Origin of the sequence: Pseudomonas bananamidigenes (assembly GCF_001679645.1) — a bacterium.
Taxonomy (GTDB): domain Bacteria; phylum Pseudomonadota; class Gammaproteobacteria; order Pseudomonadales; family Pseudomonadaceae; genus Aquipseudomonas; species Aquipseudomonas bananamidigenes.
Genome location: NZ_LRUN01000041.1, coordinates 15,860 through 29,761 on the forward strand (window position 1 = coordinate 15,860; position 13,902 = coordinate 29,761).

Sequence of the window (13,902 nt, forward strand, 5' to 3'; positions counted from 1 at the left end):
CATGACTCCTGCTACGGGTTCTGGATCCTCATCCGGAACCACGGAGTCGCCTCACATGAACGTTTCAACTCAAACCACTGAACGCCTTCTGAAAATCGGGAGCGCTTTCTGATGCCTCGCGAAATTCGTCTCAACGCCTTCGACATGAACTGCGTCGGCCATCAGTCACCGGGCCTGTGGGCGCATCCGCGTGACCGTTCCTGGCAGTACAAGGATCTGGAGTACTGGACCGATCTGGCGAAAATCCTTGAGCGTGGCAGGTTCGACGGTTTGTTCATCGCCGACGTGCTGGGCATCTACGACGTGTACAACGGCAACGGCCAGGCGGCGATCCGCCAGGCGGCGCAGGTGCCGGTCAACGATCCCCTGCAACTGATCCCGCCGATGGCGCTGGTGACCGAGCATCTGGGTTTCGGTCTGACCGCTTCGTTATCCTTCGAGCATCCGTATCCGTTCGCCCGACGCCTGTCGACTCTCGATCACCTGACCAAGGGCCGTGCCGGCTGGAATATCGTTACCTCTTATCTGGAAAGCGGCGCGAAAAACATCGGCCAGCAAGCCCAGACCGAACACGACGCGCGTTACGACTTTGCCGAGGAATACCTGGAGGTCTGCTACAAGCTCTGGGAAGGCAGTTGGGAGGAGGGCGCGATTTTGCGGGACCGCGAACGGCGAATTTTCAGCGATCCGAGCAAGATCCACGAGATCCGCCACCAGGGTAAACACTTTCAGGTGCCGGGTATCCACCTCTGCGAGCCGTCGCCGCAGCGTACGCCGGTTCTCTATCAGGCCGGGGCGTCCAGCCGGGGCAAGCAGTTTGCCGCCGAGCATGCCGAGTGCGTTTTCGTCGCCGCGCCGTCGAAAGTGCTGCTCAAGAAAACCGTAGCCGACATCCGCCGCCGCGCCGCGGAGGCCGGGCGCGACCCGTCGAAGATCCTGATTTTCAATTTGCAAACCGTGATCCTCGGCGAGACTGACGCCAAGGCCAAAGCCAAGTTCGAAGAGTACAAATCCTGGGTGAGTTACGAGGGCGCGATGGCGTTGATTTCCGGCTGGACCGGTATCGACTTCAGCCGCTTCAAACCGGACGAACCGCTCAAGCACGTACACACCAACGCGATTCAGTCGGCGGTCGAAGCGTTTTCCACGGCGGACCCGAACAAAGTCTGGACTCCGAATGAACTGGCCGACTGGGTCGGTATCGGCGGTTTCGGCCCGTTGTTCGTCGGCAGCCCGGAAACGGTGGCGGACCTGCTACAGGAATGGGTCGAGGAAACCGACGTCGACGGTTTCAACCTGGCCTACGCACTGACCCATGAAACCTTCATCGACGCCGTGGAATTGCTGGTACCGGAGTTACAGAAGCGCGGCGTCTACAAGACCGAATATGCGCCGGGGACATTGCGCGAGAAGCTGTTTGGCGAGGGGCCGAGGTTGCCGGAGATTCATCCAGGCAGCGGTTATCGAAACCTGGGCGAATTGCATCGGCAGGAGAAAAAGGTCGCGTCTGTCTAGACTCCTTCGCGGTGTCTGCACGACACTGGCTCGAGCAAACCCTCTGCAGCGAGAACGGCATGACTCAAACCGATACGACCGCCATCCGTCACGCCGACATCCTGATTGTCGGCGGCGGCCTCAGCGGCACGATGCTGGCGGTGCAATTGCTGCGTTTGCCGGGCCGGCGACAGATTCTGGTGATCGAACCTCGGGCCGAACTGGGCCGGGGCGAAGCGTACAGTGCGGTTGAACTGGGCCACACGCTCAACGGCAACGCGGCGCGGATGAGCGTTGATCCGGACAACGCGGATGACCTGACCCGATGGCTGACCGAGCACATTGCCGGCGGCGGCTGGCCGGAGTCGGATCAGCAGCATGTGCCGGTCAGTGAATTGTTTCCGCCACGGGGGCTGTTCGGTGTCTATGTGCAGCAGCGACTGGCCGAGGCGCAGCAGGTGGGGGCGCAGCATGGTTCGACGGTCGAGCATGTCTGCGCTGAGGTGGTTGATGTACAGACTTCGGCCGATTCGGTGCAGCTCACCTTGAGCGACTGCCAGCGACTGCAAGGTTTTTTCGCTGTGTTGGCGACCGGCATGTTTCCGGCCGCCCGCACGCCGCAAATGCAATCCAGCGGTCTCAACGCTGCCGCGCTGGATCCCTGGGATGTAAGCGCCATGCGTCAGCTCGATCCGCATTCCACGGTGCTGATCATCGGCTCCGGCCTGACCATGGTCGATGCGGTTGTGTCGCTGGAGCAGGCCGGGCATCGCGGGCCGATAGAAGTGTTTTCCCGACATGGATTATTGCCTCATGTGCGACGGCAACCCCCGGCCTGGGTGGATTTCCTCGCCGAAGATCACACTATTCGCACGCCGCGCCAGTTAGTGCGCGAATTGCGTCGGCAGTGCAAAGGCGCAATCGCTCAAGGCATCGACTGGCAGGCGCCGCTTGACACGGTACGGGCGCATATCGGGCGGTTGTGGAGCCAGGCGAGCGACGTGCAGCGGCGGCAGTTCGTGCGTCATGTGCGACCGTGGTGGGAAAGTCATCACCATCGCTCGCCGCCGCTCAGCGCCGAACTGGTCGAGCGTTTGAACAGGGAAGGGCGGCTGCGCATTCAGGCAGCGTCCTATAAAGGACTGGAATCTGTTTCGGGCGCTGGTGTGAGTATTCGCATTCGTCCCCGGGGTGAGCAGCAAACCTGCGTGGTGAGCGGCACAGCGCTGATCAATTCCAGCGGTATCGAATACGACTGGCGCAGGGTCGACCGGCCATTGCCACAGCAATTATTGTCCCGTGGCCTGGTACAACCGGGGCCATTGGCGCTGGGGATCGCGGCGACGGTTGACGGTGCGGTGCTGGATGCACAGGGCAAGGTGTCACGACGACTGTTCGCGATGGGCCCGCCACTGAGAGGGATGTGGTGGGAAAGTACTGCGGTGACCGATGTTGCGTTGCAGGCCAAGGCGCTGGCGGCGCATTTGGTCACTCACTCGTCGTAGCCGAATCCGGGGTCGTTCAGCGCGACGTAAAGAGACTGGTCTGCATTGCTTTCGGCCTCACGGCCAATATTGACGGTATCGACATTCGGCGCGCCGGACTGGCCGACGCCACTCATGGCGACAGCAGGCCCATGGGCGCTGGCAATGGCGGCGGAGGTGCCACCGATCAGGGCGACGATAAACCCAAGGGCGATGAAGTCTTTCATGGGGCTGTACCAGAAAGTGGGAGGAAGATGACTGCCACTTTAGGGCGACCGGCGCCAGAAGAAAAAACACCTTTTCGGATAGTCGTTATCAAAGATCTTGATGCGTGATCAGCGTGGCAGGGTATTGCTCAGCCAGCGCTGGCGCATTTGCTCCAGACGACCGTCGGCTCGCAGGGCGTCCAGCGCTTGCTGCCAGCGTGCGACCTGTTTCGGATCGGTCTGGCGGGAGAACGCGATGTAGGTGTCCCGCTTCATCAGCGGAATCTGATACAGAAGGCGCCCCGGCTCCATGCCTTGCTCGCGGGCGAGGGCGGCGCTGGACAGCGTGTCGGAGACCACGAAGTCGGTTCGCCCGAGACTGAACAGACGCATCATCTGTTCCGGTGTTTCCACGCCGTAGAGATTGGTCAGATCCTGTTCCTGCAAATAGCTGTAGACCAGCCATTTGCGCGGCACGGTAATGCGGCCAAGGTGGTCCGCTTCACGCAGGCTGTGTACCCGTGGCTGAAAATTGTCGTGGGCATACAGCGCGGTTTCCACTTCGATCAGCGGCCCGACCCATTGATAGCGCTCGTCGCGCTCGTCGGTGCGCAGCACGGTAAATACCCCGGTGTCCGGAGCGTCGCTGGCCATGCGCAGGGCGCGCAGCAGCGGTACTTGTTGCAGATGAATGCGATCACCGGTCTGTGCCGCCAGGGCTTGCACCACATCCACGCCATAACCGACCAGGCGGTCGCCCTGCATGAAGTGCAAGGGAGGATGGTAGTCGGTGAGCAGTTGCAGGTCTGCCGCATTGGCCGTCAGGGCCAGAAGAGACAACAGGCAGGCGGCAAAACGTTTCATGGATCGTCCCTGAAAATTCAATCGCCCAGCTTAGTACGCGCGCGCGGTGGCTGTCGTGGGAAATCAGCGGGGCTTTTGTGTCAGAGAACAGGGCGGTTCGGTAGTGTCGATGAGCCATGAGGGAGCGGGCTCACTCCCTCATGGGCACACTGCATCAAGTGCGGTCAGGAAACCACGCGATAACACGGCACATACGCCGCGCCACCCGGCAGTTTCATCCGGTGCTGGGCGACGAAGGCTTTGAGCAGCAGATCGAGCGGTTGCATGATCGCGGCGTCGCCACGGATCTGGTACGGGCCATGTTCCTCGATCAGGCGAATGCCCTTGTCCTTGACGTTGCCGGCAACGATCCCGGAGAACGCCCGGCGCAGGTTGGCCGCCAGTTCGTGCGGTGGCTGGTCGCGGTGCAGCTTGAGGTTGGCCATGTTTTCGTGGGTCGGGTCGAACGGGCGCTGGAAGCCTTCATCGATCTTCAGCAACCAGTTGAAGTGGAAGGCGTCGTTGCGCTCGCGGCGGAACTGCTTGACCGCTTTGAGGCCTGTGTTCATTCGCCGTGCCACCTCGGCCGGGTCGTCGATGATGATTTCGTAATGCTTTTTCGCTGCCTCGCCGAGGGTGGCGCTAACGAAGGCGTCGAGTTGTTCCAGGTACGGCGCGGCATGTTTCGGCCCCGTCAGGATGACCGGGAATGGCAGCCCTTCGTTGTCCGGGTGCATCAGGATGCCCAGCAGGTACAGGAACTCTTCGGCGGTGCCGGCGCCGCCCGGGAAGATGATGATGCCGTGGCCGACACGGACGAAGGCTTCCAGGCGTTTTTCGATGTCCGGCAGGATCACCAGCTCGTTGACGATCGGGTTCGGCGCTTCGGCGGCGATGATGCCCGGCTCGGTCAGGCCCAGGTAGCGACCGCCGTGAATACGTTGCTTGGCGTGGGCGATGGTGGCGCCTTTCATCGGGCCTTTCATCACGCCGGGGCCACAGCCGGTGCAGATGTCCAGGCTGCGCAGGCCCAGTTCGTGGCCGACTTTCTTGGTGTATTTGTATTCTTCGGTGTTGATCGAGTGACCGCCCCAGCACACGACGATTTTCGGCTCGACGCCCGGACGCAGGGTGCGTGCGTTGCGCAACAGGTGGAAGACGTAATCGCTGATGCCCTGCGAGGTGGTCAGGTCGATGCTCAGGGCATCGAGTTCGTTTTCGGTGTAGACGATGTCGCGCAGGGCGCTGAACAGCATTTCCCGGGTGCTGGCGATCATCTCGCCGTCGACGAAGGCATCGGCCGGGGCGTTCAGCAGTTCCAGGCGTACGCCGCGATCCTGTTGATGGATGCGGATTTCGAAGTCCTTGTAGGCTTCCAGAATGGTTTTTGCGTTGTCGACATGGGCGCCGGTGTTGAGGATGGCCAGGGCGCACTGGCGAAAGAGGGTGTAGGTGCTGCCGCTTCCGGCCTGGCTCAGTTGCTGAACTTCACGTTGGGAAAGGGTTTCCAGACTGCCTTTTGGGCTGACCGAGGCATTGATTACGTGTCGTTGGGTCATGCAGTGATCCTTAAAACGATGTCATTGCCGACCTGGCCAATGGCATCCGAATAGAGTGTATCCATGAATGAAGATGGCACGATCTGCGTGGTATCGCCATGTCCCCCGCTGGACGATGAAAAGATGAAAAGGAGCTCCAGCATAGCTAAATCCGCCTCAGAGGCGATAATGCGCCGGCCTCTTTTTATTTCAAGCCATGGAAGCCTGTCGCGATGTTCGAGATTCAACCGATCGATGCCGTCAGCTATCGCCAGCAGACCCGGCGCAGCACGCTGATTATTGCGGTGCTGTTCCTGGTGCTGGCGATGGTGTTTTCGACCGTGGCGGTGGCGCTGTTCGGCGAGCCGGGCGGGGATAACCTGCGGTTCAATGTCGGTGGTGTCTTTGCTGCCTTCCTGCTGACGGCAGCGTTGTTGCGCGGACGTTTCTGGAACCAGACCTGGATGGCCCCCGCGGTTTACGGCTGGCGGCTCAAGCGCGCCCTGATGAGCGTCACCAATGTCATGCATCAGGTGACGGCAGCGGTCGAGAAGGACGATCCGGTGGCGATGAACGTGCTGCGTTTCTATCACCTCGGCCTGACGCAAATGCATGAGCTGGACGGCAACTCCAGCGATCACGGGCAATTGCACCGGGAAGTTGAAGCACACAGGGCTCGGATGGAGGCGCTCGGTCTGAACACCGATCAGATGCGCCTCGATCCGGCCTGGCTGGAAGCCTTGAAATCCCGCTAGAACGGAATACGCGCAGCGCGACGCAGTCGCGATTGGCGGAGCAGGCGCCCGTACACCAGCAGGTTGATCGCCAGCACCACTCCTCCCAGCACAAGCTGAATCTGCGGAGTCAGTCCCGCCGGGTAGATGATCGGCCAGACGTAATGTTCGATGAAACCGCCGGCATATCCGGTCTGGCCGGCGGCCTGGCGCATCAGGTTTTCCCAGTAGGTCAGCGGGCAGGTCAGGTGCAACACCTCGACCATCACACCCCAGGCCGCTGCCGGTACATGCAGCCAGGCCACTCGGTGCCACTTGAGCACCAGCAGCCCGCCAAACAGCACGAACAGAATGAACGAAAGGTGAAACAACACCAGCCCGTCGGCGGCAATTCGATACAGCATGTCGTCTCCCTGACGCAGATGTGAATGGCTGCAATGGTACGCCGGTCGACGGCTCGCGGCTGGAGGATTTCGTGCAACTGCGCAAGATTGTTCAAGCCAGCAAATGGCGTTTACTGGCAGAGTCCGGGGTCTTGTCTCACGGTTGAAGAGCGTTATGTCTGACTCATCAATGCCGCGCAGTGCTTTCCTTCGCGGAGCGGCGGCAATCATGCCGTTATCCCTGGCAACCGCACCCTGGGGGCTGCTGGCCGGCTCCATGGCGATCGAAGCCAACCTCACGCCGCTACAAGGGCAGGGCTTGTCCACCATCGTGTTTGCCGGTGCTGCGCAACTGGTGGCGATCGGCATGCTGAAGGGCGGCGCCGGGGTTTTCTCGATTCTGCTGACCACGCTGCTGCTGACGTCACAGCATTTGCTCTACGGCATGAGCATGCGCCATGTGATTTCGCCGTTGCCGGGTCGCTGGCGCATCGGCCTGGGTTTTTTGCTGACCGACGAACTGTTCGCCCTGACCAGCCAGCATGACCGTCAGCAGTTCAACCGCTGGTACGCCCTTGGCGTAGGGCTGACGTTCTACATCGCCTGGAATCTCTTCACCCTGGCCGGCATCGTGCTGGGCAGCAGCATTCCCGGCCTTGAGCACCTGGGGCTGGACTTTTCGATTGCCGCGACCTTCATCGCGCTGATCACGCCCGTGGTGCGCAATGTGCCGACGGTGGTCTGCGTGGCGGTCTCGCTGTTCTGCTCGGTGTTGTTCAGCTATTGGCAGTGGGGCTCGGCGCTGGTGCTGTCGGGGTTGGCCGGGATGATGGCCGGTTTTGTCTGCAACAAGTTGTATCGGGAGCGCACATGATGGTCTGGGCAGTGATTTTCGGCATGGGAATTCTGGTATTCCTCAACCGCTACGTATTTCTCGAACCGCGCCTGCCCGTGCGTCTGAGCAGCAATGCGCGGCAATTTCTGGGGTTCGCCGTGCCGGGTATGTTGACCGCTATTTGCGGGCCGATTGTGTTCATGCCGGATAAACAACTGAATCTGCAGTGGGATAATCCCTATCTGCTGAGTTCGTTAGTGGCGATTGGCTTGGTGATCTACACGCGTAACACATTGCTTAGCATGCTATTGAGCATGGCGTTTTTCTTCCTTTTGCGCTGGTGGCTATAAGTTGCAGGTGTTCTACGCTTGAAAGATGACTTTCAGAGAGCGAGATGAACATGGCAACCGAGCAGAAACGTCCTGAAGAAGATGAAGAACCGAGCGAAGAAGAGATCGAGCGGGAGAAGCACAAGGAGCAGACCTGGAAGCACGACGACAGTCGCGAATTGTCCGATCGTGACCAGGAGCGACCACTCAAGCCGTGAAACGAAAAAGCCCCGCGAGTGCGGGGCTTTTCGTTTCATCAAAGATCGTCCAGCTGTGTGAAATCGGGATGTGCAGCCCGATAGCCCAAGGTCTTGTCGATCCACGCATTGAGCTCGTTGACCATCACCGGCGGATGGCAGGGATAGCTTTCGAGGGTGGTGCGCAGGATGCGGTCGATGTCGGGGACGTCACGCAGGTTTCGCGTCTTTATGTAGTGGCCGATAAAACAGTCGAGCTGAAAGCGTTCTGTCGTGGACAGATAGATACACTCCAGGCCATTGGCCTTTTTGATTGCAAAATCGTCGCGCAACTTAGTTCTCTGCAAGGCTTGTCAAGTTTGTAGGGTATTCCTGGTTCGTTGACTGTTCGGTCAACTGGTATGCCAATAGGAAAGCGGCGCGCATGCTATCTGTAGTGCTACTAAATGTATGTATGACGATTGAAATGTCAGACGGGCGGTTGGTTTTAATCAAACGACTGATTCAATCACTGTCTCGAGAGTGAAACAGCGAATGTAACGAATGGTTTTCATTTGATCCGCTATCAAGTCCTGGTCTATTGGGTAAACGACCTGCCCTGAACAATATTTACGCAACGACTTCAATCAATTCAGCGCCCTGATTGCGGGAGTTGCCGACAGCTTTGCCGACCTTGTGCCATTCGAACGCTTCGCTGCCCAACCCTTCGAACAGCAACATTTGCTCGGCACGCTCCAGAGGCGTGGTGGGGTCGAGCCATTCCCGTGCGCGCTCGGCGGACAACACGATGGGTCGGCGATCATGCAGATCGAGCAGACCGCCTGCGCTGTCGGCGGTGATGATCACGAAGCCGTCGTCTTCCCGTGATTCTGATCCAGGAGTCGGAAACTGACCGATGGCGGCGCAGAAAACCGGTTGATGATCGACTCGGTGGATCAGCCAGGGTTGGCGGCTGTTGTCCGGCCCGTCGACCCACTCGAACCAGTTGTCGACCGGCACGATCAGGCGATGACGCCAGATCGCCCGAAAGAACGGGCCGTGGGCGACTTTCTCGACGCGGGCGTTGATGGGGGCTGCACGATCCTTTGCCCAGTGCGGGCGCCAGCCCCAGCGCAGGTTATCCGCGAACAGCCGTTGCTCGTGTTGATGCAGAACCGCCAGCAAGGTGCCGGGCGCTGCGTTGTAACGCACCAGCGGCGGGTCGCCGACATGATTGACCAGCGCATCGGGAATGCTCAGCACCGCGACGAAATCGTGTATGCCGCGGTACTGCGAGAGTCTTCCGCACATTGGCCGAACCTCCAGCGAACACTGCCTGAACGTTCAGCGTAGTTGTGCGGATCAGTCCTTGCCGCCCTGACCGGTGAAGGTGTCGCGCCAGGCCAGCCAGCGGCGCTCGAGTGTGGCGAGCAGGCTGTCACTGAGTTTGCCCAACAGCGCCAGAACGATGATCGCCGCCAGCACGATGTCCGGCCGGGAGGTTTCGCGCCCGTCGCTCAGCAGATAGCCCAGGCCTTTGGTCGCCGCGATCAGTTCGGCCGCCACCAGAAACATCCACGCCAGGCTCATGCCGCTGCGCAGCCCGGTGAACAGGCCGGGCAGGGCAGCGGGTAGCAAGATCCGACGCACCAGTTGCAAGCGACTGAAGCCATAAATGTGGCCGACTTCCACCAGTTTGCGGTCAATGTTGCGGATCGCCGCGACCACGTTGACGTAGACGGGGAAGAACGCGCCGATGGCAATCAGGACGATTTTCGAGGTCTCGTCGATGCCCAGCCACAGCAGCAACAGTGGCACCCAGGCCAGACTGGGAATCGAGCGCAGCGCCGCAAAGGTCGGCTCCAGGTAGGCCTCTGCCTCACGGCTCAGGCCGACCCAGGCGGCAAACACCAAGGCCAGGCCCGCGCCGATGGCAAATCCGATCAGCACGCGGATCAGGCTGGCGCCGATGTGTTTCCATAGTGCGCCTTCGGCGAGGTCGGTGAGGGTCAGGGCGATTTCGCTCGGCGCAGGCATCTGATAGGACGGCAGCCAGCCAACGCGCACGATGATCTCCAGGGCGATCACGATCAGCATCGGCAGGGCCAGCCCTTTGGCGCGACTGCGCCAGAGCGGATTCAGCAGCCGGTATTGCAGGCGTGGCCGCGGCACGGCGAGGCGGGCGGGCAGGTCATTGCTCATGGAGGGTGCTCCGCTCACGACCGATCCGCGACGCACGCGGATGTCGTGAGTCTGATCGGTTACTGGGTGGCGGCGACTTGCTGGAAGCCGGTGTCGATCAATTGATCGATGACCTGATCGACATTCACCCCTCGGCGCACCAGCTCTTCGGAGACCAGAATCGGCGCGGCGGCTTTCGATGCCAGTACGTCGGCGGCGGTGAGTCGCGGGCTGCTCAGGTCGGTGCGCGACAGTTGCAGCCTGGCCACGTCCAGCGGCAGGCCGGATTCGCTGGCGAGCAACTTGGCCAGTTCGTCCGGGTTCTTCACCGACCATTCGCGGGCCTGTTCGTAGGCCTTGATCACGGTATCGATGGTTTGCGGGTGTTCCTTGGCGTATTGCTCGGTGACGCTGACCACGCCGTAGCTGTTGAAGTCGCGATTGCGATACAGCAGGCGCGAACCGGCCTGTACCTGGCTGGCGGCCATGTGCGGATCGAGGCCGGCCCAGGCGTCGACGTCGCCTTTCTCCAGCGCGGTGCGGCCGTCCGGGTGCTGCAGATGCACCAGTTCCACGTCGTCCTTCTTCAGCCCGGCCTGTTGCAGGCTGCGCAGGGTGAACAGGTACGGGTCAGTGCCCTTGGTGGCGGCAATTTTCTTGCCTTTGAGGTCGGCGACGGTCTGGTACGGCGCGTCCTTGCGCACCACCAGCGCAGTCCACTCGGCGCGGCTGTAGACGTACACCGATTTGATCGGGCTGCCGTTGGCGCGGCTCAGCACCGCGGCGAGGCTGGCCGAGGAAGCGAAATCCACGCCGCCGCTGTTGAGGTATTCCAGCGAACGGTTGCTGCCCTGGCTGAGCACCCAACTGACCTTGCTCCGGGGTAGGGCCTTTTCCAGATAACCCAAATGTTTCAGCGCCAGGCTGACAGGGGAATAATAGGCATAGTCCAGATGTATTTCAGCGGGTGGCGTTTCCGTCGCGTGGGCGAGCGGTTGCAGGCTCAGGGCGACAGCACAGGCCGCGAGCAGCGTTTTGACTCGGGAAAACGGTAAGCGGGATTTCATGGGCACGCTCCGGCAAGGCAACTGTTTCTTATGTCCAGAAAGATATTTTTTTCGAATGCTTCCTGCATGAATGGAATATTGCAGGCTCTGTGCCATATGCCCTGAGTCCCGTGTTTGCGGGTTTTTGGTGCGGTTGGTGCGCTTTGAACTGTTGCAAGGAAAACACTGTGCCGTGCCACTGTTGCCAGGCCAACAGCGCTCATCGACCGTGCTTAGCTTATTCGTTAATAGAATTTCAAATGCGCTTTATAAGAGCGTTATGGTCTATGAAAACCTCCTTTTCAGGACTCGCCATGAAGCTCTCCCGTTTTCTGCGTGCTGCGTTGACCAGCGCCTTGATTGCCTCGCCTCTGACTTATGCGGCCGAACCTGTCGTCCTGCACGTCGGTGATCAGAATTACTACAACGTCCGCGCCTCGGTAGAAGCGTCCGGCGTACTCAAGGACGCGCCGTACACTGTCGACTGGAAACACTTCCAGGCCGCCGCCCCGTTGGCCGAAGCGCTACAGACCGGCTCGCTGGATCTGGGCTTTCTCGGCGATTCGGGCTTTCTGTTTCTCGCCGCGAAACAGGCACCGGTGAAACTGATCGGTGTGTCGCGGCAGAACCCGGACACCATCGCTTTGTTGGTGCCCAAGGATTCGCCGGTAAAAACCATCGAGGACCTGAAGGGCAAGAAAGTCGCTTACTGGCCGGGTGCCTGGAGCCAGCAGTTGACCTTGCGTGCACTGCAGCAGAACGGGTTGCCGGACAATTACGTCGACTTCGTCAAATTGATGCCGATCGATGCCGCTGCGGCATTGCCTCAGGGCAGCATCGATGCCTTTCCGGTGTGGGAGCCGTACATTTCCCAGCAAATCGTGTTCTCCGGTGCACGACCGATTCTGACCGCAAAAAACCTGATGCCGGGTTTGAGCGCCATCGCCGCGTCTGCGCCGTCCATCGACAGCAAGCGTGATGCGATTGCCGATTTTCTCGGGCGCCTGAAACAGGCCAGGGCCTGGGTCGACAGTCACACTGACGAATACGCGGATCTGTGGGCGAAGAAAGCCAATCTCGATCAAGAGGTCTCACGGCACTGGTTGCGCCAGGCGCACATGACGGTCGGCCCGGTGGATCAGCAAGCTGCTGCCGATCTGCAAGGGACTGCGGACTTCCTGTTCAAGGTCAATGCGCTGCCGGCTCCGCTGTCCACGGCGGGTCTCATCGATACCTCGTTCCAGCAGGCACTGGCGCACTAAGCACCGGAACAAAACCCTGTTATCTTTATCCAACCTCGGCCCATTACGGTGGGCCGCAGGGAGGCAGCAGCGGCGAGGGAGTTTTGCCAATCGACAACGTGACCGCAACGGTCGGGCTCAAGGCAAAACATGAAACACTGGTTCAAGCTTTTCTGCATTGCCGCCATTCTCATCGGGCTGGCCGGTTGCATTGCCGCTCCTATCGAAATGACTGAGCAAACCCGCTCGCGACTGGATGCGCAGGCGCCGGTGAAATTTCTGCTGACCTTCGATGACGGTCCCAGCGCTTCGAGTTTCTACAACCCGACCGAAACCGTGCTCGACAGTCTGAAAGACAACCCGTTGCAGCCGGGCATCAAAGCGGTATTTTTTGTCCAGACCCGTGCACCGAGAGCCGGCAACAGTGAAATCGGCCGGCGGATCATGCATCGCGAACACGATGAAGGGCACATTCTCGGTTTCCACACGGCCACCCACTGGCACACCAATCATCGTTCGCTCGATCCGCAGGAACTGGAAACTGCGCTGACCAATGGCACGGCAGACATCGCGGCGATCACCGGCGCGCCACCGGTGCTGTTGCGTCCGCCATTCTGGAATTACGACAAGCGTACGTTTGCGGCGTATCAGAAACACGGCTTGCATATGTTGCTCACCGATCTGAGTGCCAATGACGGCAAGATCTGGGGTTTCAATGCCAGTCCCAGGCGACGCGCCAACATGCTGCGGCAGTTGTCGGAGGTTCGCGAGCGAATCGCCCTGGGTGAGTTGCCGACGGTGGACGGTGTGATTCCGGTGGTCGTGACATTCCATGACCTCAACCGCTATACCGCACGCCACGCCCGCGAGTATCTGCAGATTCTGCTCGACAGTGCGGCGGCCACTGGCGTGCGGCTGGCAGACAAACCCTTTTACGATGATCACGCGTTGCTGGAAAAAGCCGCGCTGGCGCGTACGGTGCAGAAGAGTTCGGACCCGGTACGCCTGCCGGGGATCTGGAACTGGATCTGGAATCGCGACGCCAACTGATAGCGACATCAAAGATGTGAAGCATTTGGCATTTTCCGCTCCGGCGATTCGCGCAGGCGGGGAGAAGCTCATCTATGCTCAATCGATCGACCGAACCATCGCCCGCGAGGCGTTCGTCATGCTTGCCATTGCCGACATTTGCCGCATCGTCGAGTCCGGCTTCTCGCCCTTGTATTGCGACTGCACCGAAACGGCGCAGGGTTTGTTGCAGATCAAGGTTTACGAGCCTGACACTGGCCGTGTCGATTTGCTGCTCAACGGGGTGTCACCGGAACACCTGGTCACCATTCGTGACATTTCCAACTTCATCGGTGAGCTGCGCACTGAAATGAGTGCCGGGCGCCGGGCGTTTGCCGGCTGAT

The 13,902-nt window shown here is 60.2% G+C and carries 17 protein-coding genes; 9 read left to right on the plus strand and 8 right to left on the minus strand.

Annotated elements, in window-relative coordinates:
• Positions 1-111 precede the first annotated feature (111 nt).
• Together BBF94_RS14950 and BBF94_RS14955 are read left to right on the plus strand one after the other, a co-directional pair.
• A complete protein-coding gene (locus BBF94_RS14950) occupies positions 112-1,515 on the plus strand; it encodes an LLM class flavin-dependent oxidoreductase (RefSeq protein ID WP_065259763.1) in 1,404 nt (467 codons plus the stop codon).
• 59 nt (positions 1,516-1,574) lie between these two features.
• Complete coding sequence (locus BBF94_RS14955; protein ID WP_065259764.1) at positions 1,575-2,999, plus strand: FAD/NAD(P)-binding protein; 1,425 nt, start codon at positions 1,575-1,577, stop codon at positions 2,997-2,999.
• On the opposite strand, the gene BBF94_RS14960 is transcribed toward BBF94_RS14955, so the two are convergent.
• From BBF94_RS14960 to ppnN, 3 genes are all read right to left on the minus strand, one after another.
• The gene (locus tag BBF94_RS14960) at positions 2,987-3,205 is read right to left on the minus strand and encodes a hypothetical protein (RefSeq protein WP_065259765.1); all 219 of its coding nucleotides are present in this window, start codon (positions 3,203-3,205) and stop codon (positions 2,987-2,989) included. The two genes, BBF94_RS14955 and BBF94_RS14960, sit on opposite strands and share 13 nt — an antisense overlap.
• 108 nt (positions 3,206-3,313) lie before the next feature.
• Entirely contained in the window at positions 3,314-4,048 is a 735-nt protein-coding gene (locus BBF94_RS14965; RefSeq protein WP_065259766.1) for a substrate-binding periplasmic protein, read from the minus strand.
• Between the two features lie 164 nt (positions 4,049-4,212).
• The gene (gene ppnN, locus BBF94_RS14970; RefSeq protein ID WP_065259767.1) at positions 4,213-5,586 is read right to left on the minus strand and encodes a nucleotide 5'-monophosphate nucleosidase PpnN; all 1,374 of its coding nucleotides are present in this window, start codon (positions 5,584-5,586) and stop codon (positions 4,213-4,215) included.
• 212 nt (positions 5,587-5,798) lie between these two features.
• On the opposite strand from ppnN, the gene BBF94_RS14975 reads away from it, so the two are divergent.
• Positions 5,799-6,320 (plus strand): DUF3087 family protein, encoded by a 522-nt coding sequence (locus tag BBF94_RS14975; RefSeq protein ID WP_065259768.1) that lies wholly within the window; start codon positions 5,799-5,801, stop codon positions 6,318-6,320.
• Here BBF94_RS14975 and BBF94_RS14980 read toward each other — a convergent pair.
• Entirely contained in the window at positions 6,317-6,703 is a 387-nt protein-coding gene (locus BBF94_RS14980) for a DUF2784 domain-containing protein (RefSeq protein ID WP_065259769.1), read from the minus strand. The genes BBF94_RS14975 and BBF94_RS14980 overlap by 4 nt on opposite strands.
• 154 nt (positions 6,704-6,857) lie before the next feature.
• Between BBF94_RS14980 and BBF94_RS14985 the strand changes: the two genes are divergently transcribed.
• Genes BBF94_RS14985 through BBF94_RS27985 form a run of 3 tightly spaced genes read left to right on the plus strand, consistent with a single transcriptional unit; the run spans position 6,858 to position 8,064 of the window.
• Positions 6,858-7,556, plus strand: coding sequence for an AzlC family ABC transporter permease (locus BBF94_RS14985; RefSeq protein WP_065259770.1), 699 nt, complete (start codon positions 6,858-6,860; stop codon positions 7,554-7,556).
• Positions 7,556-7,867 (plus strand): AzlD domain-containing protein, encoded by a 312-nt coding sequence (locus tag BBF94_RS14990; protein ID WP_164872179.1) that lies wholly within the window; start codon positions 7,556-7,558, stop codon positions 7,865-7,867. The genes BBF94_RS14985 and BBF94_RS14990 overlap by 1 nt, the downstream gene beginning before the upstream one ends.
• A 44-nt stretch (positions 7,868-7,911) precedes the next feature.
• Entirely contained in the window at positions 7,912-8,064 is a 153-nt protein-coding gene (locus tag BBF94_RS27985; RefSeq protein WP_176704463.1) for a hypothetical protein, read from the plus strand.
• 38 nt (positions 8,065-8,102) lie between these two features.
• Here BBF94_RS27985 and BBF94_RS14995 read toward each other — a convergent pair whose 3' ends face one another.
• The 4 genes from BBF94_RS14995 to BBF94_RS15010 all read right to left on the minus strand — a co-directional run bounded on the left by BBF94_RS14995 (position 8,103) and on the right by BBF94_RS15010 (position 11,270).
• A complete protein-coding gene (locus tag BBF94_RS14995; RefSeq protein WP_065259772.1) occupies positions 8,103-8,375 on the minus strand; it encodes a hypothetical protein in 273 nt (90 codons plus the stop codon).
• Positions 8,376-8,652: 277 nt separating this feature from the next.
• Positions 8,653-9,333, minus strand: a complete 681-nt coding sequence (locus BBF94_RS15000) for an SOS response-associated peptidase family protein (RefSeq protein ID WP_065259773.1) — start codon at positions 9,331-9,333, stop codon at positions 8,653-8,655.
• 51 nt (positions 9,334-9,384) lie between these two features.
• Positions 9,385-10,224 carry an ABC transporter permease gene (locus BBF94_RS15005; RefSeq protein ID WP_065259774.1) on the minus strand — a complete coding sequence of 280 codons (840 nt, stop codon included), beginning with the start codon at positions 10,222-10,224 and terminating at the stop codon, positions 9,385-9,387.
• A 59-nt stretch (positions 10,225-10,283) separates the two neighbouring features.
• A complete protein-coding gene (locus BBF94_RS15010; RefSeq protein WP_065259775.1) occupies positions 10,284-11,270 on the minus strand; it encodes an aliphatic sulfonate ABC transporter substrate-binding protein in 987 nt (328 codons plus the stop codon).
• Positions 11,271-11,563: 293 nt separating this feature from the next.
• Here BBF94_RS15010 and BBF94_RS15015 point away from each other — a divergent pair, with 293 nt between their 5' ends.
• The 3 genes from BBF94_RS15015 to BBF94_RS15025 all read left to right on the plus strand — a co-directional run bounded on the left by BBF94_RS15015 (position 11,564) and on the right by BBF94_RS15025 (position 13,901).
• Positions 11,564-12,511 (plus strand): ABC transporter substrate-binding protein, encoded by a 948-nt coding sequence (locus tag BBF94_RS15015; RefSeq protein ID WP_065259776.1) that lies wholly within the window; start codon positions 11,564-11,566, stop codon positions 12,509-12,511.
• A gap of 129 nt (positions 12,512-12,640) precedes the next feature.
• Entirely contained in the window at positions 12,641-13,540 is a 900-nt protein-coding gene (locus BBF94_RS15020; protein ID WP_065259777.1) for a polysaccharide deacetylase family protein, read from the plus strand.
• 118 nt (positions 13,541-13,658) lie between these two features.
• Positions 13,659-13,901, plus strand: coding sequence for a DUF1652 domain-containing protein (locus BBF94_RS15025; protein ID WP_065259873.1), 243 nt, complete (start codon positions 13,659-13,661; stop codon positions 13,899-13,901).
• Position 13,902 lies beyond the last annotated feature (1 nt).